This window comes from Vibrio sp. A11 (assembly GCF_013048705.1).
GTDB classification, from domain to species: domain Bacteria; phylum Pseudomonadota; class Gammaproteobacteria; order Enterobacterales; family Vibrionaceae; genus Vibrio; species Vibrio metschnikovii.
This window is the reverse complement of the sequence record NZ_VHSI01000004.1, coordinates 76,798-97,089: the sequence shown is the minus strand read 5'-3', so window position 1 is coordinate 97,089 and position 20,292 is coordinate 76,798. Positions and strand designations below refer to the sequence as shown.

The 20,292-nt window shown below is 44.0% G+C and carries 14 protein-coding genes; 5 read left to right on the top strand and 9 right to left on the bottom strand.

The genetic code is table 11. From position 1 onward, the window contains the following. Window positions 1–7: 7 nt before the first annotated feature. From flhF to sixA, 3 genes are all read right to left on the bottom strand, one after another. Window positions 8–1,474 carry a flagellar biosynthesis protein FlhF gene (gene flhF / locus FKQ60_RS05960; protein WP_170906181.1) on the bottom strand — a complete coding sequence of 489 codons (1,467 nt, stop codon included), beginning with the start codon at window positions 1,472–1,474 and terminating at the stop codon, window positions 8–10. A gap of 30 nt (window positions 1,475–1,504) precedes the next feature. Beyond that, window positions 1,505–3,598 carry a flagellar biosynthesis protein FlhA gene (flhA, locus tag FKQ60_RS05955; protein WP_158138749.1) on the bottom strand — a complete coding sequence of 698 codons (2,094 nt, stop codon included), beginning with the start codon at window positions 3,596–3,598 and terminating at the stop codon, window positions 1,505–1,507. Between the two features lie 281 nt (window positions 3,599–3,879). Further along, window positions 3,880–4,347 (bottom strand): phosphohistidine phosphatase SixA, encoded by a 468-nt coding sequence (sixA, locus tag FKQ60_RS05950; RefSeq protein WP_154170503.1) that lies wholly within the window; start codon window positions 4,345–4,347, stop codon window positions 3,880–3,882. Window positions 4,348–4,577: 230 nt separating this feature from the next. Between sixA and FKQ60_RS05945 the strand changes: the two genes are divergently transcribed. Next, window positions 4,578–7,355, top strand: coding sequence for an insulinase family protein (locus FKQ60_RS05945; protein WP_158138750.1), 2,778 nt, complete (start codon window positions 4,578–4,580; stop codon window positions 7,353–7,355). Here FKQ60_RS05945 and FKQ60_RS05940 read toward each other — a convergent pair. Beyond that, window positions 7,347–7,946: a VOC family protein gene (locus FKQ60_RS05940; protein WP_158138751.1), complete on the bottom strand. Its 600-nt coding sequence runs from the start codon at window positions 7,944–7,946 to the stop codon at window positions 7,347–7,349. The two genes, FKQ60_RS05945 and FKQ60_RS05940, sit on opposite strands and share 9 nt — an antisense overlap. Window positions 7,947–8,152: 206 nt before the next feature. On the opposite strand from FKQ60_RS05940, the gene argS reads away from it, so the two are divergent. Together argS and FKQ60_RS05930 are read left to right on the top strand one after the other, a co-directional pair. Next, the gene (gene argS, locus FKQ60_RS05935; RefSeq protein WP_154170497.1) at window positions 8,153–9,886 is read left to right on the top strand and encodes an arginine--tRNA ligase; all 1,734 of its coding nucleotides are present in this window, start codon (window positions 8,153–8,155) and stop codon (window positions 9,884–9,886) included. A 111-nt stretch (window positions 9,887–9,997) separates the two neighbouring features. After that, window positions 9,998–10,426 carry an HIT domain-containing protein gene (locus FKQ60_RS05930; RefSeq protein ID WP_170906180.1) on the top strand — a complete coding sequence of 143 codons (429 nt, stop codon included), beginning with the start codon at window positions 9,998–10,000 and terminating at the stop codon, window positions 10,424–10,426. 78 nt (window positions 10,427–10,504) lie between these two features. On the opposite strand, the gene FKQ60_RS05925 is transcribed toward FKQ60_RS05930, so the two are convergent. The 5 genes from FKQ60_RS05925 to znuA form a co-directional block, all read right to left on the bottom strand. Beyond that, window positions 10,505–10,735, bottom strand: a complete 231-nt coding sequence (locus FKQ60_RS05925; RefSeq protein ID WP_154170493.1) for a FeoC-like transcriptional regulator — start codon at window positions 10,733–10,735, stop codon at window positions 10,505–10,507. Beyond that, window positions 10,732–13,002 (bottom strand): Fe(2+) transporter permease subunit FeoB, encoded by a 2,271-nt coding sequence (gene feoB / locus FKQ60_RS05920; RefSeq protein WP_170904312.1) that lies wholly within the window; start codon window positions 13,000–13,002, stop codon window positions 10,732–10,734. Before feoB ends, FKQ60_RS05925 begins: the two co-directional genes overlap by 4 nt. Further along, window positions 13,002–13,229, bottom strand: a complete 228-nt coding sequence (locus FKQ60_RS05915) for a FeoA family protein (protein ID WP_154170489.1) — start codon at window positions 13,227–13,229, stop codon at window positions 13,002–13,004. Before FKQ60_RS05915 ends, feoB begins: the two co-directional genes overlap by 1 nt. 684 nt (window positions 13,230–13,913) lie before the next feature. Then, complete coding sequence (locus FKQ60_RS05910; protein ID WP_170906179.1) at window positions 13,914–17,234, bottom strand: AraC family transcriptional regulator; 3,321 nt, start codon at window positions 17,232–17,234, stop codon at window positions 13,914–13,916. Window positions 17,235–17,714: 480 nt separating this feature from the next. Beyond that, entirely contained in the window at window positions 17,715–18,602 is an 888-nt protein-coding gene (znuA, locus tag FKQ60_RS05905; protein WP_158138755.1) for a zinc ABC transporter substrate-binding protein ZnuA, read from the bottom strand. Between the two features lie 78 nt (window positions 18,603–18,680). On the opposite strand from znuA, the gene znuC reads away from it, so the two are divergent. Both znuC and znuB read left to right on the top strand, forming a co-directional pair. Then, a complete protein-coding gene (gene znuC, locus FKQ60_RS05900) occupies window positions 18,681–19,466 on the top strand; it encodes a zinc ABC transporter ATP-binding protein ZnuC (RefSeq protein ID WP_170906178.1) in 786 nt (261 codons plus the stop codon). Further along, a complete protein-coding gene (znuB, locus tag FKQ60_RS05895) occupies window positions 19,459–20,247 on the top strand; it encodes a zinc ABC transporter permease subunit ZnuB (RefSeq protein ID WP_158138756.1) in 789 nt (262 codons plus the stop codon). The genes znuC and znuB overlap by 8 nt, the downstream gene beginning before the upstream one ends. The last annotated feature ends 45 nt before the right edge of the window (window positions 20,248–20,292 follow it).

The following is a 20,292-nucleotide window of genomic DNA, read 5'->3' as shown; positions in this document are numbered from 1 at the left end:
CCGCCGCCTAGAATCTCTCTGAATCGCTATTCCAGTAATGAGGTTCATTCTCTGTCGACTTCTCTAGTAACTCATTTGCTTTTGCCACCATGTACTTTGGCTGAGCAATCACTATGTCTTCGGGTACGCGTTGTCCGTTGGCAATATAAGCAACGGGTAACGCATTTTGAACGACAACACTGACAAACTCTCCCAAGCTCAAACACTCATCGAGCTTAGTCATAATGCACCCAGAAAGAGGAATTCTTCGAAAGTGCTCAATGGTTTCCTGTAGCACTTTACGCTGTGCTGTAGCGGGTAATACAAGGTAGCTGTGAATCACTTCATCACTCTCTTGCATTAAGGTATCCAATTGTTCAGATAAACGTACATCACGCTGGCCCATTCCCGCAGTATCAACAAGGATCAAGCGTCGATTACGTAACTGATGAATTACATCGGCTAACTCTTTGGAATCTTTAGCAACTCTTACTGGACATCCCATAATTCGACCATAAATCGAGAGTTGTTCATGAGCGCCTATTCGGTAAGTATCGGTGGTTATTAATGCCACATTATCTGAGCCATACTCCATCGCCGCACGAGCTGCCAATTTAGCGACCGTTGTGGTTTTACCAACCCCAGTGGGGCCAAGTAAAGCAACGACACCACCGCGTTGTAAGATGTCTTTTTTCACCACAGGAATTTGATCGGAGACTAAACCAAGTAACGCCTTCCACGCTTTCGGTGGCGGTGTTTCTTCAGGGATATAACAGGCTAATTGGTCGGCCAATTCCAAAGAGAGGCCCATTCGCTCTAAACGTTTAATCAGCATCGCTCGCAGGGGTTCGCGACGTTCCACTTCTTGCCACATTAATCCCGACACTTGGTGCTCAAGCAAGCGACGAATCGAGTTCATCTCTTCGCGCATGCTCTCTAACTCTTGTTGAGTTAATGTTGGCTCATTATCTCGTTTCGGTTCGTAACGCGAAGAGTCTAGACGTGGGCGCTGACGAGCAGTAGGACTCTCTTCGGCCATTAACTTTGCGAGTGCGCTTTCATTCGCCAATTGTCGATTAGGGGCCGTTTTAGTCTGGTTGCGCTGCAATAAGGCCGTTAATGAGTCTTCATTTTCGGCGCGATGTTCAGTATCTGGTGTTTGGCTGTACTGTTTCAGCATGCTGGCAAAGCGCTGAGTCATGGAAGCGCCATTCGCATTGCTGGCTTTTAAGCTGACTCGGTCGTCTTCCAGCTCTCTTGCGCTATTGCGTGTTGATGGGCTTGGCTTACGATTATCATACTGAGCAGGCGAAGCACGATACTGTTTCGTCGCTGCAGGGGCAGATGAAGCTGAATCCGCATCGACCGCGGCGACAATTTCGACACCTCCTGCGACTTTTTTATTCGACATGATCACCGCGTCCGCTCCAAGCTCTTCTTTCACTTGCAGCAGCGCCATTCGCATGTCTTTCGCAAAAAATCGTTTAATTTTCAAGGCAGATATCCGTACTGTTGGTTAAAGTGGTTAGTTACCCACTGCCTGTACAATCCGAATCTGTTTCTCATCCGGGATCTCTTGATAGGAGAGAACTCTGAGATTTGGAATCGTATTTTTGACAAACTTGGCTAACGTTGAACGCAAGACGCCAGAAGTCAATAATACAGCGGGTTCCCCTTTAAGCTCTTGCTCTTGAGTCGCTTGGCTAAGCGCCATTTGTAAACGTTCCGCCAAACCAGGTTCAATGCCTGCAGACTCTCCGCCTGAAGCTTGCATAGTTTGATGCAATATCTGTTCCAGCTCAGGAATCAGCGTAATAACCGGCAATTCTGGTTCTATACCATTGATTTCTTGAACAATTAATCGTTTCAATGCGATACGCACCGCAGCGGTCAAAATGTCAGGTTCTTGACTCTTACTCGCATATTCAGACAAGGTTTGAACAATCGTGCGGATATCTCGAATCGGGATCGCTTCATTGAGTAAGTTTTGTAATACTTTAACCACAACGCCTAACGATAACTGATCAGGGACAAAACCATCGACTAATCTCGGTGCAGTCCGTCCAAGTAGCTCAAGTAAGTTTTGTACTTCTTCATGACCAATTAATTGTGCAGCGTTATTGGTGAGCAATTGACTTAGATGAGTCGCTAATACCGTAGAGGCGTCAACTACCGTGTAACCCAGTGCTTGAGCATGCTCTCGCTGCTCTTCACGTATCCACACTGCTTCTAAACCAAAAGCGGGATCGTAAGTGTGTTCACCGTCGATCATTCCATACACTTGCCCTGGGTTAATGGCGAGTTCTTGATCGGGTCTAATTTCAGCTTCGCCCACCGCGACGCCCATGAGGGTAATTCGATAGCTATTTGGTGTCAGCTCAAGATTATCGCGAATGTGTACCGGAGGAATTAGAAAACCAAAATCTTGTGACAGTTTTTTGCGTACCCCTTTAACACGCTCCAGCAGTTCGCCCCCTTGATCTCTATCGACTAAGGGGATCAAACGGTAGCCAACTTCCAGACCAATAACATCGACAGGCTGTACATCATCCCACGATAATTCACGTAATGTCGGAGCGTCGCCTTCGGCTTTAACGGGCAACTTCGCTTCTTCTTTCTCTCTTGCCTGTTTTCGTTGCAACCAATAAGCCGCGCCCCCTGCTAAAACAGCAAGTAGTAAAAAAGAAAAATGAGGCATACCAGGAACAACCCCCATTATGCCAAGTATGCCCGCGGTGATGGTTAAGGCTTTAGGATTATCAAACAGCTGGAAAATGAGCTGTTCACCCATATCTTCATCGGTATTTTGGCGAGTAACCATAATGGCCGCACCGATAGAAAGCAGTAACGAAGGGATCTGTGCCACTAAACCGTCACCAATGGTCAACAAAATATAGATTTCCATTGCTTGGCTAAAGCTCAGGTCGTATTGGATCATCCCGATAATTAAGCCACCGACAATATTGATGAACAGAATCAAGATCCCGGCGATGGCATCACCTTTAACAAATTTTGAAGCACCATCCATTGACCCGTAGAAATCCGCTTCTTTGGTGACTTCAAAACGACGAGTTCTCGCTTGCTCTTGATCAATCAGACCAGCGTTTAAATCGGCATCAATGGCCATCTGCTTACCGGGTAAAGCATCAAGAGTAAAGCGTGCACTCACCTCTGAAATCCGTCCCGCACCTTTGGTGACGACCATAAAGTTAATGATCATTAGAATAAGGAACACCACCAAACCAACCGCGTAGTTACCACCAATAACTACGCTACCAAAGGCTTCAATAACGTTACCAGCGGCACCAGAACCTTCATGTCCATGCAATAACACCACACGAGTTGAAGCCACGTTTAAGGCTAAACGTAATAACGTGGCAATTAACAATACGGTTGGAAAGGCAGCGAAATCGAGTGGGCGTCGGGTATAGACCGTCACTAATAACACGACCATCGATAACGCAATGTTAAAGGTAAAAAATAAATCGAGTAAAAACGCAGGTATCGGTAAGACCACCATGGCCAACGTAGCCAGTACCATGACTGGCGCACCAATCGCAGGAAGACTGCGTTGTGGAATCTTAGGTAATTTATGAGCAAATGGCAGCGTAAATTTCATAGGCCTGCAAGTAATAAGTTAATGGAAAGTTACGACAAAACGGTGTACGAGATCCTACCGAGCAGCAAAGATGCAAGTTTTAGTCCAGTTGTATATGTCAAGAATATGACGATTTATCTTAATAACGATCTTCTTCACCATAACCATCAGAATAGATCTGCCTCATCAGCATAGTGAATGATAAAAAAAGCTGCCTGAAACCCAAGGCAGCTTGCTACCCAAACAACATGAAGTTTCAGCGTCCAGTTGTTTGGGTGATAGATAACAATTATTGGTGCCGATTAGGGATAAACATTCCACAATACACTGGCTTGCCTTGTCTCAGGGTCAAACTCTAAACCGATCGCACCAGAGGTAGGAAACATCGGCGCAGGGAGACCGGCGACCAATTCCGCCACTAAATAACCGACCAAAGGCAAATGAGAAATAATCAGCAGTGTCTCGAGTTGTTCCGTTTGAATCAGAGCCACAAGATACTCAAACACATCTTCAGCTTGACCATAAGGCGTAATATCGTCACAGGTCTCTACCTTAGCCACCGAAAAATATCCCGAGATGGCCTGCCAAGTTTGCTGAGCGCGTAAGTAAGGACTCACCAATACTTTATCAAATTGGTCTAATCCTGACTGCTTAGCAAACACACGAGCAACCGCAGCAGACGCTGTTTGTCCTGCTTCGGTTAACGCTCGTTCTGCATCACTGTCCGCATAATGTTCAGCTTCCCCATGACGCATAATCACAATTTTCATATTTTTACCTATTAACCTATTGTCGGCATGCTCTTTTTTGCTAGGGCATATTGACCATAGTCATGATTATAACAGTCTACGGCTTAAAGACATCGATGAAGCTAACACTCTGCTAAAAAGTTGTTATCACGATGAAAATGACCGTTTGTTCAAAAATTTACTCACCGTCAATTGGCAGGCTGTGGTTTCAGCGCCATACTTACTGTTCATTTCCCGTTTGGAGACCCTCTGTGCATATAAGCCCCAATGATAATCATCATTATCGTTATCTCACGTTAAACAATGGATTACGTGTTTTACTGATCCATGAACTTGATGCACAGAAATCCGCAGCGGCATTGGCGGTTAAAGTGGGTCATTTTGATGATCCTAGTGACCGACCTGGCATGGCACATTATCTAGAACATATGCTGTTTCTAGGGACTGAAAAATACCCTAAAGTAGGCGAGTTTCAAAATTTTATTAGTCAGCACGGTGGAAGCAACAACGCCTGGACAGGAACAGAGCATAGTTGCTTCTTCTTTGATGTCGATCCTAATGCCTTTGCCAAAGCACTGGATCGTTTCAGTCAGTTTTTTTTAGCTCCACTATTCAATGCTGAAGCCCTAGATAAAGAACGTCAAGCGGTTGATTCTGAATTTAAGATGAAATTAAACGATGACTCCAGACGTTTATATCAAGTCCACAAAGAAACCATTAATCCAGTTCACCCTTTTGCTAAATTTTCCGTCGGTAATCAACAGACTCTCGCCGATAGAAACGGCCAATCCATTCGTGATGAAGTGATCGCTTTTTATCAAGCTTATTACTCAGCTGATATCATGACACTAGCAATCGTTGGCCCACAATCACTGGATGAGTTACAACACTCGGTAGAACAAGGTTTTGCCACCATTATTAATACTCAACAAGCCGATAAAAATATTCAGCAACCCTTTGTTGAACAAAAACATACCGGATTATGGCTGTATGTTGAGCCATTAAAAGAAACCCGCAAGCTGATCTTAAGTTTCCCAATGCCGAGTACGGATGCCTATTATCAATACAAACCCCTCTCCTATTTTGCCCATTTATTGGGTTATGAAGGGGAAGGCAGCTTATTATTGGCATTAAGAGAGCGCAATTGGATCACATCCCTCTCTGCGGGAGGCGGAGCCAGCGGCAGCAATTACCGAGAGTTTGCTATCAGTTGCACCTTAACTCAGCAAGGCATTGAGCACGTCGATGATATTATTCAGATGCTGTTTCAAACTTTAGCGCTGATTGGCCGTGAAGGGCTTAATGAGTGGCGCTATCTAGAAAAAAGAGCCGTTCTTGAATCCGTCTTCCGTTTTCAAGAAACCTCACGCCCTCTCGATATTGTCAGCCACTTAGTGATCAATATGCAACATTACCAGCCTGAGGACATCATGTATGGTGATTACATGATGCAAGCCTATGATGAACCTTTACTGAACACTATTCTCAGCTATCTGGTACCAGAGAACTTACGAGCAACCTTAGTCGCTCAAGGACTCAGCTATGATCGTAATGCACAGTGGTATGGAACGCCTTATGCTTGTCTCCCCTTTACTCAACAGCAATTAACTAAATACCACACGATCGTCACTGATTTTCCAGTGAGATTACCCGGTAAAAACCCATTTATTTGCGAACAATTAGAACCCAAGCCGTTCGTCAATCCTACTGCGCAACCACAGATTATTGAAGAATTACCCGGCTTTAGATTATGGCATCAACAAGACACTGAATTTCAGGTTCCGAAAGGTGTGATCTATATGGCTATCGATAGCCCTCATGCCGTATCAAGCACTCGTCACATCGTTATGACTCGCTTATGTGTAGAGATGTTCTTAGATAGTTTAGCCACCCAAACCTATCAAGCGGAAATCGCCGGTATGAGTTATAACCTCTATGCCCATCAAGGCGGTGTTACCCTCTCTCTTTCTGGCTTTAGTCAAAAGCAACCGCAACTGATGAAGATGATTTTGGATAAATTTTCTCAACGTGACTTTCAGCCAGCGCGTTTTGCTACGATTAAACAGCAATTACATCGTAACTGGCGTAATGCAGCGCATGATCGTCCTATTTCACAGCTATTTAATGCGATGACCGGATTACTGCAACCGAATAATCCTCCCTATAGTGATTTACTTAACGCTCTCGAAAGTATCAAGCTTGAGCATCTTGCGCCCTTTGTTGAGTTAATCCTCTCCAAGCTGCATGTTGAGATGTTCGTGTATGGTGATTGGTTAGCCCAAGAAGCGCTGACCCTGGGCGAAATGCTAAAAACGGCCTTACGAGTGAACGATCAAGCTTATCAAGAAGCGTTACGCCCATTGATCACGCTGGGCAATCATGGTTCTTTTCAACATGAAGTTCATTGCAATCAAGATGATTCAGCCGTGGTGGTGTATTACCAATCGTCAGATAGTCAGCCCCGTAGCATCGCCCTGTATTCACTCGCTAATCATCTAATGTCAGCGACATTTTTTCATGAAATACGGACCAAGCAGCAGCTCGGTTATATGGTGGGTACTGGCAACATGCCCCTTAACCGTCACCCTGGCATTGTCCTTTACGTTCAATCTCCACATGCAGCACCGATTGAACTGATCAATTCAATCGATGAATTTTTAAACGCTTTTTACATGGTATTGCTCGAATTAAACGAATATCAATGGCACAGCAGTAAACGAGGGTTATGGAACCAAATCGCCGCTGCCGATCCAACCTTAAGAAGCCGAGCGCAACGATTATGGGTAGCAATCGGTAATAAAGACTGGAGCTTTGATCAACGAGAGACGGTCCTAGAAGAGCTCAAACGCCTCAGTCGTTCTGATATGATCCGCTTTGTGGTCAATCAATTAAAACCCAGAACGGCCAACCGTTTAATTATGCATACCCAAGGACAAGCCCACCACCACGCTCCGCCTTTCACACTAGGGCAACCAATTGATTCAATAGCAGAGTTTCAATTACGCCCAAAAGTGTATGATTTAGGTTAATCTTTCGGACTCAATCACTTGCCTTAAACTGTGAGGATGCAGTTTAAGGCACACTCCCTGCCATTTAAAAGCAACGGTTGGGTTTGCAAGCCGCTCACCTTCACCTTGTGGATGAGAAAGTTTTGTCTTAACCCCTAATGCCGCTAATGAATCCCAATGTTCCGCTAATTCAGGAAAGTGCTGCAAAATAACCTGCAGATACGCCTGCGCGGTTGTAGCATTAGCATGAAAAACACATTCAACGTGCTCCCAACCTTGTGTTGGATAACATTTTCCTTCGGCAGGATAAGGCAGTTCTAAACACGCTATCGACCAATGCTTATGAACGATAGGTTGATACAAATCCAATACGACGATGGGTCGACCGTTGATCTTCGCTTCAGAGAGTAAGGAACCATACTCTAACCAAGCTTGATGAGCGGCTTGCGCCAATGGCCACTGATTGATTCTAAGCGCGATATGATCAATCGCTAATGATGAGATATCAATGTGTAAGATCTTGCATAATTCATGAATTTTATCCATGAAATCATCAACTTCACTTTTCATCTGCTCAGGGTGAAGGCCAGAATTGATGAGTAATTCAGACATAATAATCATCCAAAATCGGTATTTTCAGCTGATAGTATCAAGATTCCTCGTTAAAGTAGAAAAATACCTAATTTTCGCCCTATGTGCCTCCCCATAAAATTGTTATTATGGGCCGTAAATTATCAACAGAATCGAGATATGCACTCGCTACCCCGTAGTGAATAAAATGCATACCAAACCAGTTTCCAGAATCAAAGGACACGCGTGTGAATATTCAAGCACTGATTAATGATAAAGTCTCTCAGGCTCTTGAAGCCGCTGGTGCACCTGCAGGAAGCCCTGCAGCAGTTCGTCAATCTGCAAAACCACAATTTGGTGATTATCAAGCTAACGGCGTGATGGGCGTCGCTAAACAGTTAGGGATGAATCCGCGAGAATTCGCACAGAAGGTCATTGATGTCTTGGATCTCGATGGCATTGCCAGTAAAACCGAAATCGCGGGCCCGGGCTTTATTAACATTTTCTTGAGTGAGACCTTTCTTGCTCAGCAAGCCGAATTAGCCCTCGCTGATGCTCATCTCGGCGTCAACAAAGCGGAACCACAAACTATTGTCGTTGATTACTCTGCCCCTAACGTGGCAAAAGAGATGCACGTGGGTCATTTACGCTCGACAATCATCGGTGATGCCGTCGTTCGTACGCTGGAGTTTTTAGGCCATAACGTGATTCGAGCTAACCATATTGGTGACTGGGGTACTCAGTTCGGTATGTTGATTGCCAACCTTGAGCGAGTCCAGCAGCAATCGGGTGAGGTTTCAATGGAGCTGGCCGATTTAGAAGCTTTCTATCGCGAATCAAAAACGCTCTACGATGAAGATGAAGAATTTGCCGCTAAAGCACGTAACTACGTGGTGAAACTGCAAAGTGGTGATGCTTTCTGCCTAGAGATGTGGAAGAAGCTGGTCGATGTGACCATGATTCAAAACCAACAAAACTATGACCGCCTCAATGTCTCATTATCACGTGATAATGTCATGGGCGAAAGCATGTACAACGATATGCTACCGGGTATCGTCGCTGATCTAAAAGAAAAAGGCATTGCTCAAGAAGATGACGGCGCTCAAGTTGTCTTTTTAGATGAATACAAAAATAAAGATGGTGAGCCAATGGGCGTTATCATCCAGAAGCGTGATGGTGGTTTCTTGTATACCACTACCGATATTGCTTGTGCAAAATATCGTTATGAAACACTTGGCGCGGACCGAGTGCTGTACTTCATCGACTCCAGACAACATCAGCACCTCATGCAAGCGTGGACTATCGTACGTAAAGCGGGCTACATTCCTGAACATGTGTCACTTGAACATCACGCGTTCGGCATGATGCTGGGTAAAGATGGGCGTCCGTTTAAAACTCGTGCGGGCGGAACCGTGCGTCTTGCCGATCTTCTCGATGAAGCGCAAGTGCGTGCAGCGGCACTGATTGAAGCGAAAAACCCAGATTTAACGGCTGATGAGAAAAACAGCATTGCAACCACTGTCGCTATGGCTGCGGTAAAATATGCCGACCTCTCTAAGCATCGCACCACCGATTACATTTTCGATTGGGATAATATGCTGGCATTTGAAGGTAATACCGCGCCTTATATGCAGTACGCTTACACTCGCGTTGCCTCTATCTTCGCTAAAGCGGGTATCTCCATGGATGCGCTTAGTGGCCAGATCATCATTGGTGAAGAAAAAGAGAAAGCCTTAATTGCTAAACTGCTGCAGTTTGAAGAAGCGGTACAAGCGGTGGCCCGCGAAGGTCAGCCGCACATCATGTGCAGTTACTTATTTGAATTAGCCGGTCAATTCTCTAGTTTCTATGAGGCTTGTCCAATCTTGGTTGCCAGTAATGAAGAGAGCAAGCAAAGCCGCTTGAAACTCGCCGCGCTGACGGCAAAAACCATCAAACAAGGTTTGGACCTATTAGGTATTAATACTCTAGAGCGGATGTAACTAGAAACTTATCGTCAACGACAAAGATGACGGATTAAAATACATCTAAAAAAGGCTGGCGTGATGTCAGCCTTTATTACATCGAAAAATCATCTCTAATGGAGAATAGCGATGCCGTTTGAACTTCACCCACAACTGGCAAAAGATACTGATATTATTGGCCACTTCCCACTGTGTGTTGCGTTATTACATAAAGAATCAGCGGTACCTTGGGTGATCCTAGTACCTAAAAGAGAACATCTGAAAGAGCTGCATCATTTACCGATGCCCGAACAACAGCAGTTTTTACTGGAATCTCAAGCCGTCAGTCAAACGCTTGAAGCTTTGTTCCAACCCGATAAAATTAATCTCGGTGCACTCGGTAATATTGTGCCTCAATTGCATATCCATCATATTGCACGCTTTACCAGTGACTGTGCTTGGCCAGGACCAATATGGGGAAATACCAACGGGCAGCAACGCGACGCTGTTGAGCAACAAGCAATGTTAACTCGTTTGCAAGGTATCTTAGCGCTGAGTCACTTATTCTCTAAAGCTTAACCTCAAAACATTCATTGACAAAAAAGCCGTACATCGACAGTACGGCTTTGTTATTTCATTCGCGATGGCGTTCATCCATTACATCGTGACCGTCATCGATAATCCATTGACTCGGTTTGGGCAATAGCGCACACGAGTAACGTAATTAGCCGCATTGGTATCAATTAAGCGTGAAATCACTCCTTTTTTTATCCACACTTCAAGCATCGCATCGACACCATCTTCACTTAAAGCAAAACGTTGGGCGAGCTCTTTACGAGTCACATAACCTTGTTGTTCAATGCATTGCTTTAGCTCAGATAAAATCATGCCATTTGTACCTGTAGTGATTGCGACTCTCGGCCGACTTTCTTAAGCCAATAATAAATCGCTAACGATGAACCAATGATCCCGATAATCCATAGCGAACTGGTGACAGGATGATCATTGAAATGAGTCGCCTGATAAAAGAGCGCAGCAGCACCATACGCCAAGCCCATTGTCCAAACCGCAATAAACCTTGCAAACTTAGCGCCAAATTCTCGAACATAAGCTCCCATCGCCGCAACGCAAGGCGTATACAACAAAATGAAAATTAAGTAAGAAAAGGCCGCATAACCACTTACAAAGTGATGTTGTAGATTACCAAAAATTGAAGCATCGACAGCTTGCTCTTCCGCTAAGGCGCTAGTGTCGGACAAATCACCGACTTCAATACCCAGAGGATCAGCAAAATTAAGTCCCATTAAGTTTTCAGGAATCGATAACACCGCTTCTTGTAAGCTTGCCCATAAATCGAACTCTTCGTCTTCGGCATCTACCGAGGTATAAAGATTATTCAGCGTCCCGACGACTGCCTCTTTAGCAAAAATACCAGTGATGATCCCAACGGTCGCTGGCCAGTTATCTTGATTAATTCCAATTGGAGCAAATAAAGGCGTTACGACTTGGGCAGCACTAGACAACACCGAGTTATCACTGTCTTCATTACCAAATGAACCATCGGTACCGAGTGAATTTAAAAAGCTAAGAATGGTCACAACGATAACGATGGTTTTCCCAGCGCCAAGCACAAAACGTTTCAGTTTCTGCCAAGTTTTGATCAGCACATTTTGTAACGTCGGTAATTCATAATCAGGCATCTCCATCAATAAACTGTCACTTGAGCCCGGATATAAGGTCTTTTTCAATACCCATCCTGTGAAAACCGCGGCGACAATACCAAGCAGATAGAGTGCAAAAACAATATTTTGTCCACTTTGTGGGAAAAATGCCGCAGCAAACAAAGCATAAACTGGTAAACGAGCACCACAAGACATAAAAGGAGCCATCGCAGCAGCGAGTTTACGCTCACGCTCTTGATCTAAGGTTCGTGTCGCCATTATCGCTGGAACGTTACAACCAAAACCTAATACCAGTGGCACAAAGGCTTTACCTGGCAAGCCTATTTTCTGCATCACTTTATCCAGTACAAAAGCGGCACGAGACATATAGCCAGAGCTTTCTAAAATAGCCAAGAACAGATACAAACAAGCAATTACAGGGATAAAAGTCGCTACCGTTTGGATACCACCACCTAGACCATCGGCGATTAATGTCACTAACCAAATAGGAAGATGATCATCGAGCAAATAATGACCGCCATCAACCAAAAGTGCACCAACCCCAATATCAAAGAAGTCGATAAATGCACTACCAATGTTGATGGAGAACATAAACATCAAGTACATGACGACAAAAAAGAAAGGCACGCCGACCCATTTATTTAAAATGATCTGGTCTGCTTTTTCCGTGAAACTGTGGCTCAGCTTACCCTCACTACGGCGCACTTGTTGACAACAGTGGTGTAAAAATGTGTATTTAACATCCGCGACATGTAAATCAATATCAAATTGACACTCTCGCTGTACATCAACCACCGTTAAACGTTCTGATTCTGAGACACCATTGATCACCATCAGATCGTTTTCTAACGCTCTTATCGCCAAAGAACGAGCCGAGACTTCTTGTCCCTCAAATAGAGGCAATAGTGCACTAATCGCTTGTTCAAAAGCTTGGCCATAGTCTAATTCTAACTGCTTTAAGGCAATGCCTTGCACAACCTTCTTATGCAGCTGTTGTTTGAACTGTATCACCTGCTGTTTATTATTAGCAGAAAGCGCCAACACTGGGCAGCCCAATACTTGCTCTAGTTTTTTAACATCAATGGTTTGCCGCTCACGCTTAAGCGCATCCATTTTATTCAAAACCACAACCATTGGACGACCCAACTCACGTAGCTGCAGTGTCATGTATAAACTGCGCTCTAAACTGGTGACATCGACTACATTGATAATTACATCCGCAGGATGAGTCAGCACGGCTCGTGAGGCAATGGATTCATCAATACTATTGCTATCATTGCCACTATCTAGAGCATAAATGCCTGGTAAATCGGTAATATAAAATTCATCACCTGAGTGTGTGTAACGCCCCGTCTTTTTCTCAACCGTGACGCCTGCCCAGTTACCAACTTGCTGTTTTGCTCCCGTTAACCCATTAAATAGGGTTGTTTTACCGCTATTGGGGTTACCTACGGTCAAAATTTGATATTGCATTAGGCTTTCTCCACCTCAACCGCAGCAGCGATACTCTCTCGAACGGCCATTGACACACCCCGAACTTCAATTTGTAAAGGGTCGCCCATCGGGGCACGACGGATTAATGTCACTAATGTATTGGGCAGTATCCCCATTACCATTAATTTTTTACGTACATCGATCGACAGTTCATTCAATGCCGTGATGAGTCCAGACTCACCTGCTTTTAATTCAGACAATTTCATTAGGGGCCACACAAACAATATTGTTAATGAGAAGGATTGCTATTACTGGATAATACGCTGTAAATAAGTGCTAATCATTGTGTGAAATCAAAGATTGCATTAATTGATATTGGCCTACAGAGCATCGATAAACGTTCAAGATTGTCATTTCCGCTAAAAATTGACTCGTTAAAAACGTCAAAATTATTTTCTTGCCACAAGGACGACTCAACCATTAAAGATAAACACAATAAAAGTGAGGAGGATAATCCATAAAAAACAACATGATAGAGAGATAATCTTAATAATGGCGCTTTTATTAGGTGAGATTGGCGTTAATTTTATAAGCAAAAAAAGCAGAGGTTATTATATTGAACAGGTCAGCGGGAATTGACCCGAAGATAGAACTCCAGAGGTGATATGGCACTGCCCATATCACTCCGGCAGCAAGCGAAGGTGTCATTGACACCCGTGGTATAGTCCCCCGGCTATACCACGATATTTTTTTCTTCATTGACACTTCAACCCCACTCTCCTCGCTTAACCTCTAATGAAAAAATCACTCAACGGTATCTCCACATCTCTCAACACAGCCTAGTAACTCATAGATAAGCGCTCCTACCCGTCGATAACGCTCTGCAGAGCGAAACAGAAAGCCGCTAACGGGACGTGATGCTAAGCCAGTCGCAAGCGCCGCCGTTTCGATCATTGTGACTCTTCAGCAAATTGAGAGGGAGATAATCCATATTGATGTTTAAAACGTTGACTAAAATAAGACGGATCATTAAATCCACATAAAAAGGCAACTTGCGCGACTTTTTCACCACTCATCAATAAACTACAGGCTTGCTCTAAGCGATATTCCGTTAAATATTCTTTAAATGTTTTGCCCGTTAGATACTTCATCCGTCGTTGTAAACTGCGCTCCGACAGATACATTCTTTTCGCAATATCAGACGTTGTAAATTCTGCGTCAGCATAGCGCTCAGCAACAATATGATTGAGTTTTCGTAGCCACTCTAACTCACTGTCACTTTGTGGCTTTGCTGATAATAGCGCCGCAGGTGTCGATTCGACAGAGATAACTTGTGGCCACATCAGCTCGATTAAGTTTCGTTCACTGGACGAGTGAATCGATAAATTTCCGCCTGATAAAGCCACCAGCTCATCAAGGGAAAATTGAACATTACCGTTGGAAATCACCATCAGTTTATCCAGTAAGCCGGATGCCGAGCCATAGTCTTTGATCAGCACCACAACATGTCCTTCACGTTCTATTGTCTCAATGGTCAATGTCTGATGGGCATACAAACGCTTTAATGCATCCGATAACAATGCATTAAAGATAACATCCAATCCCGCTTGTTTGACCAACACATCCGGCAAAAGATCACTTGGATGATAATCAATTTTAATGTTGGCTCGTGCAAATTCACTGTGCCAACCATGCAGCACCGTCTCAAGCACTAAAGATAACGAACAGCTGATGGTCATTGACTCGCCTGATGAATTAAAGGCGCCGATTTGCACTATTTGCTCCGTCAGTTGATCAATCAACGCAGTTATCTCGGGAGAATAGTGCTGGTGAGTTTGAACGCTTAACTGTTTAAGCAGTGGCTGATTTTGACGTTGCCAACGCTCTAACCACAAATGACGAATCTGTATCTGTTTGCGTAATAATAAGTTATGACTTAGTAGCATCTTACTTTGCTGTTGTAACTGACGTGTTTTATCTGCAATCTGCTGTTTAAGATCCTGATTCACTCGATCCATCACTCGAGAACGCCATCCTGTCAATAAGCCACCAACCAACAATAAACTAGAGGCATAGCCAACTATCGCCCAGTTGGAGAAATACCACGGTTTTAATACTTGAAAATTTAATGTTTTATCAACTCTCTCTTCTCCAATATGTCGCAATGATAGGGTGTAGTGGCCAGGTAAAAGATGATCAAGCGTTAGCTGCGGCCCTTCAAATCGCTGCCATGGATCATTATTGAGACTGAATTCTAACGCTTGCCCTCTGGCATCGGGTAATGCACCAAATTGAAAACTGATGGCTTGTCCATAGGCCACGTGTAACGGCACCAAAGTAGCGCCACCAATCTGTATCGGTTGATAGTTGATACTGACCTGACTAAAAATGAGTGAGGAATGAGGAGGCTCGGCATTTGCGAGTGGCGTCGTTTGAATAGCCAAGAGCCCAAACATCGATGAAAAGAGTATCTGCTCTTGAGTATAAGAAGCGGAACAAACGCCGCTTTCTAGCTCATTATTGATTAAGCCATGAGGAGAACCAAAATGTTTATCAATCGAACCATCCGCATGATAGAGAGTGAGACCTTTAGAGGAGGCTAACCACATCCCTTGTCCACTGTTCACAAGGCATTTAAGACGAATATTATCGTCAATCAAAGGCACAGCGAATAACGATAGTTGATCGTTTAAACGTCGAAATACCCCCCGCTCACTGACAAACCATACCTCTCCCGTTGCAGTTTCGCTGATACCAAGGTTGGTACCATAGTTGGCCGTTCGTTTGTCATAAGTAATTTGGCCATTTCTTAAGGTATAAATACCATGCCGAGTCCCAATCAATAAGCCATGTTCACGGCTGCTGTATAAAGCCGTAACCGCTATGTCTTGCTTATTATCCAGCAACCAATTGTGACCAAAATCCGTGTAATGCTGCGAATCAGGATGATAAGACCAAAGCTGATTGTTTGAGACCCCCCATAACCGCCCCTCATTATCGACGGTCAAATGCTGAATCGGTGAATGACGTAAGATAAAGGGCAACGGCTCTGGCTGATCACGATTTTGCTTGAATGAACGTAATATTAAGCCTTGTTCGCTGGCGATCCATAGCTGATCTTCTAGCAATAAGACATCATTAACCTGCCCTGAGTACACCAGTGATTTTTTGCCCTGTTGCTGCCCATCAAATAGATATAAGCCATCCTGAGTGACCATTAAATATTGGTTACTACTTGGTATAGGACGCAAGCGTTTCAGTTTGCTATTGAGACGTTCATGAGTAATGTCATCGGCTAAATAGCGCGTAAATTTCTGACTGAAAAGAGAAAAATAGCGAACACCTTGATGAGTCGCAATCCAAACCCCCCCATGCTGATCATTAGCGAGAGCGTAGATTCGCCCTTCAGGTAAGCCATAAGGCCCCTGCCCATTACTGATCAGTTGGGTCGTTTTCTCCGTCGCTAAGGAATAGACAAATAATCCCTTATCACTACCAATCCAATACTCTCCTTCGGCTTCAATGATCGCAAAGACTTGACCATCACCTATTTTTTTTAATGGGTATTCGGAGTGAAAAATATCAATCAATAAAGCCCCTTTATGAGTACCTACTAATAGATGATTTTTTTGGGGAGAAAAATAGAGCGTCTGGACTGGATTTTTTCCAGAGGGACGAATATGTGAAAAGGCTTGAGCCTCAGAGATATACGTACCGACATTGGTGGCTAACACCCACTTATAATGCACCAATTCGGCGTCATTAATCTCCACTTGGCTGGCTTGATTAAGCTGATACAGTTTCGCTAATGAGTAAATTTTGAGTTGCTTGGTTTGTAAATGATACGTATAAAAATACGCCCCATCGCTGAGCCAAATATAACCATTTGAAGCACCAATTTTTTCTATGGATACCCCCGGGGTTAAACTCAGCACCAATTCTGACTCAGAACCGGGTCGTGTTTGGTACAGTTCATTATCGATAAAAGTCCAAAAACGCCCTTGTGCGTAAGCCAGTTGCTGTTGCTTATCACGAAACAGCGATCCTTGCTTAGGCAACATCGTTTGCCCATCAAAAAACATGACGTTTCCGTGTACATCGTGAATCCATAGCCCTCCTTCGTCACCAAGAAATAAATTCTGTGCAATAAAGGTTTTACCTTGAACAAGCGTTGGTAACGGATAAAAAACCGCAGGCGCGCTATCTCGCGCGTGAGCGGGTAAAAGACTCCAACTAAAAATAGAAAATATAAGCAGAATAATGTGCTGCAAAATGCGTCCTTTACTGAATCGTAGACAGGCAAACCGACACGACACTGCAAGGTTATTTCTCAGAGAAAATTAATTAACCAAAACAGCCTAACCACTGTTCAATTAATGACAACTGAACCACGACCTTGTTATTGTGGGATCGGTAATTTGGTGCGTTGATTTCGGCAATATGTCGCTCCGAAAATCATCAGCATCAAGAAAAGTAATGGGCATTTTATACCGAACACATGTCAATAGACAGATTTTGGCTACTGATATGAAGCGTAATTATCAGCCAACTTCCAAAAGTGCGAGATCAGTAAGCATCTATAAACAAAAGATCAGCGGATATCAGCATCAATCATGCTTATCGGCGATATAGAGGGTAATTAGCATAGTCACAGATCGCTAATACTACTGACGCGTTAAGTCAAAAAAGAGACGGTTTAGTCACAGAAGCTGCGGGGTAACACCTCGACAGCTTCTTATCATAAGCAATCGTTATTGAGATAAGCAGTTATAAAAACTATTCGATAACTGGTGTAGAAACTCAAAATAACTCCCTGATTGAACGGGAATGTTAGAGCCTAAAGGATCAAGCACACCAATATGAACGTTACTACCACGGACAACGGTTTCGATCACGGCAGGTTGAAATTGTGGCTCAGAGAAAACACATTTGGCTTGATTATCAGTTAATGAACGGCGAATGCTGATCAACGTTTTAGCGCCCGGTTTACGCTCTGGGCTTACGGTAAAATGACCAATATTATTTAAGCCATAATGCTGCTCAAAATAGGCATAGGCATCATGGAAAACATAATATGATTTAGATTTAACCGCCGCTAACTGCTTAGCGATCGATTGATCCGTCGTATCGAGTTGGTCAAGAAAGCGAACTAAATTCGCCTCATACTGTGGACGATGCTCTGGATCCATTTCGCTTAAACGCTGCGTGATCGCTTGAGCCACTTGTTTTACTTGCGCTACTCCAAGCCAAAAATGAGGGTCATGAGTACCATGACTGTGTCCATCATGATCATGGTGATGATGCTCCTCTTCTCCATAAGCTCGGAGCTCTAAATTAGGGATCTGACTGAGAGTTAGTACATTAGGATGCTGGCTTAAAGAACGCTCTAAGAAAGGTTCAAGATCTGGACCAAACCAAATCACTAATGAAGCTTCACGAATCCGCTTTACATCTGAAGGACGCAGGGCATAATCGTGCGGCGACGCATTCGCAGACAGCAATACCTCCGGTTGACTGACGTTTTCAGTAAGCTCATAAGTAATCATTTGAATCGGTTTAATACTGGTCAAAATGCTGCTCGCCCAACCCGAGAAGGGAAAAGCAATGAGCAAAGTACACAGTGTGAATCGAGATAGCATGGTAATTTCCTGCTGGTAGCGTTGATGACTGCGAAATGTTACATTATAACATCACCCAATTGCAAACGAGTTTCTTTCATGTCAACACTCATTGAAATGCATGACATCTGTGTTGATTTCAATCAGCGCCGAGTTCTAGATAAGGTTAGCCTGTCTCTATCCAGAGGTAAAATAACCACCTTAATAGGTCCGAATGGCGCGGGAAAATCGACGTTAGTCCGTGTGTTACTTGGTTTACATCAACAAAATTCTGGCACTCTTTCACGAGATAAGACTCTCAAAATTGGCTATGTGCCACAGAAATTGAAGTTAAACGATACGCTCCCCCTCAGTGTCAGTCGCTTTCTTCGTTTGGCTGGAAAATACAGTCAACAAGAACAATTAGAGGCGCTACGTTTAGTTGGCGCTGAGCATCTTATTAACCACGATATGCATAAATTATCTGGTGGTGAGAATCAGCGTGCGCTATTAGCACGAGCTTTGCTACAACGTCCTGATTTATTAGTGCTTGATGAGCCAGCGCAAGGAGTCGATGTTCAAGGACAAATCGATTTGTATGATCTTATCGACACCATTCGCTTGCGATTTAACTGCGCCGTTTTCATGATCTCGCACGATTTACATTTAGTGATGGCCAAAACCGATGAAGTGATCTGTTTACATCACCATATTTGTTGTTCGGGTTCACCAGCGGATATTTCTCAACATCCAAGCTATCTCGCATTATTTGGTCATCGTAGCAGAGAAACCCTCGCTTTTTATCAACACAAACATCAGCATCATCATGATTTAGCTGGACAACCGGTTAAGGGTGACGCTCAAGCCTGTTCACATCATTCACACGGTCATCATCACCATGATTGAGTTTTTACTTCCTTCTATCGCTGCTGGAATTGGCATCGCGATTATTGCTGGCCCTCTCGGCTCTTTTGTCGTCTGGCGGCGTATGGCTTATTTTGGCGACACTCTCGCTCATGCGTCATTGCTTGGTTTGGCACTCGGTTTTTTACTCGATATCAACCTCTATTTGGCACTGCTGGTGTGCAGTCTAAGTCTGGCTGTTATATTAGTGACCATGCAACGCCAGCAATTAATTGCCACCGATACCTTACTGGGAATTCTTGCTCATAGCTCTCTCTCACTAGGGCTCATTGCCGTGAGCTTTCTCGATAATGTACGTATTGATTTGATGAGTTATCTATTTGGCGATTTACTGGCCGTCAGTCCTGCGGATTTATGGTTTATTTGGAGTGGCGTCGCTGCGGTGAGCCTTGCGGTTTATCTCTTTTGGCGACCGCTACTTTCCAGTAGCGTTAATGAAGAATTGGCCAGTGTTGAAGGGGTGAACATTGAATTAATGCGACTGGTATTGATGCTACTGATTGGATTGGTCATTGCCGTCGGGATGAAGTTTGTTGGCGCGTTAATCATGACTTCATTAATGATTATCCCAGCCGCTACTGCCAGACGCATCGCCAAAACGCCAGAGCAGATGGCCCTATTGGCCTCGCTAATCGGCATTATTTCTGTATTGATTGGAATCTCGCTCTCATGGCAATTTGATACCCCAGCAGGCCCTTCTGTGGTGGTTAGCGCAACCATGATGTTTATGCTCAGTCAAACACTTGGCCGCCGTTCATCTTAACCCGTATGCTTAACCAAAATATAAAGGCCTGATAAAACAGGCCGT

Bases quoted from the DNA above. Each gene is read 5' to 3' on its own strand.
- feoB (WP_170904312.1), bottom strand. From the start codon at position 13,002: ATGCAATATCAAATTTTGACCGTAGGTAACCCCAATAGCGGTAAAACA.
- sixA (WP_154170503.1), bottom strand. From the start codon at position 4,347: ATGAAAATTGTGATTATGCGTCATGGGGAAGCTGAACATTATGCGGAC.
- FKQ60_RS05930 (WP_170906180.1), top strand. From the start codon at position 9,998: ATGCCGTTTGAACTTCACCCACAACTGGCAAAAGATACTGATATTATT.
- FKQ60_RS05925 (WP_154170493.1), bottom strand. From the start codon at position 10,735: ATGATTTTATCTGAGCTAAAGCAATGCATTGAACAACAAGGTTATGTG.
- znuC (WP_170906178.1), top strand. From the start codon at position 18,681: ATGTCAACACTCATTGAAATGCATGACATCTGTGTTGATTTCAATCAG.
- znuB (WP_158138756.1), top strand. From the start codon at position 19,459: ATGATTGAGTTTTTACTTCCTTCTATCGCTGCTGGAATTGGCATCGCG.
- FKQ60_RS05915 (WP_154170489.1), bottom strand. From the start codon at position 13,229: ATGAAATTGTCTGAATTAAAAGCAGGTGAGTCTGGACTCATCACGGCA.
- FKQ60_RS05940 (WP_158138751.1), bottom strand. From the start codon at position 7,946: ATGTCTGAATTACTCATCAATTCTGGCCTTCACCCTGAGCAGATGAAA.
- znuA (WP_158138755.1), bottom strand. From the start codon at position 18,602: ATGCTATCTCGATTCACACTGTGTACTTTGCTCATTGCTTTTCCCTTC.
- flhA (WP_158138749.1), bottom strand. From the start codon at position 3,598: ATGAAATTTACGCTGCCATTTGCTCATAAATTACCTAAGATTCCACAA.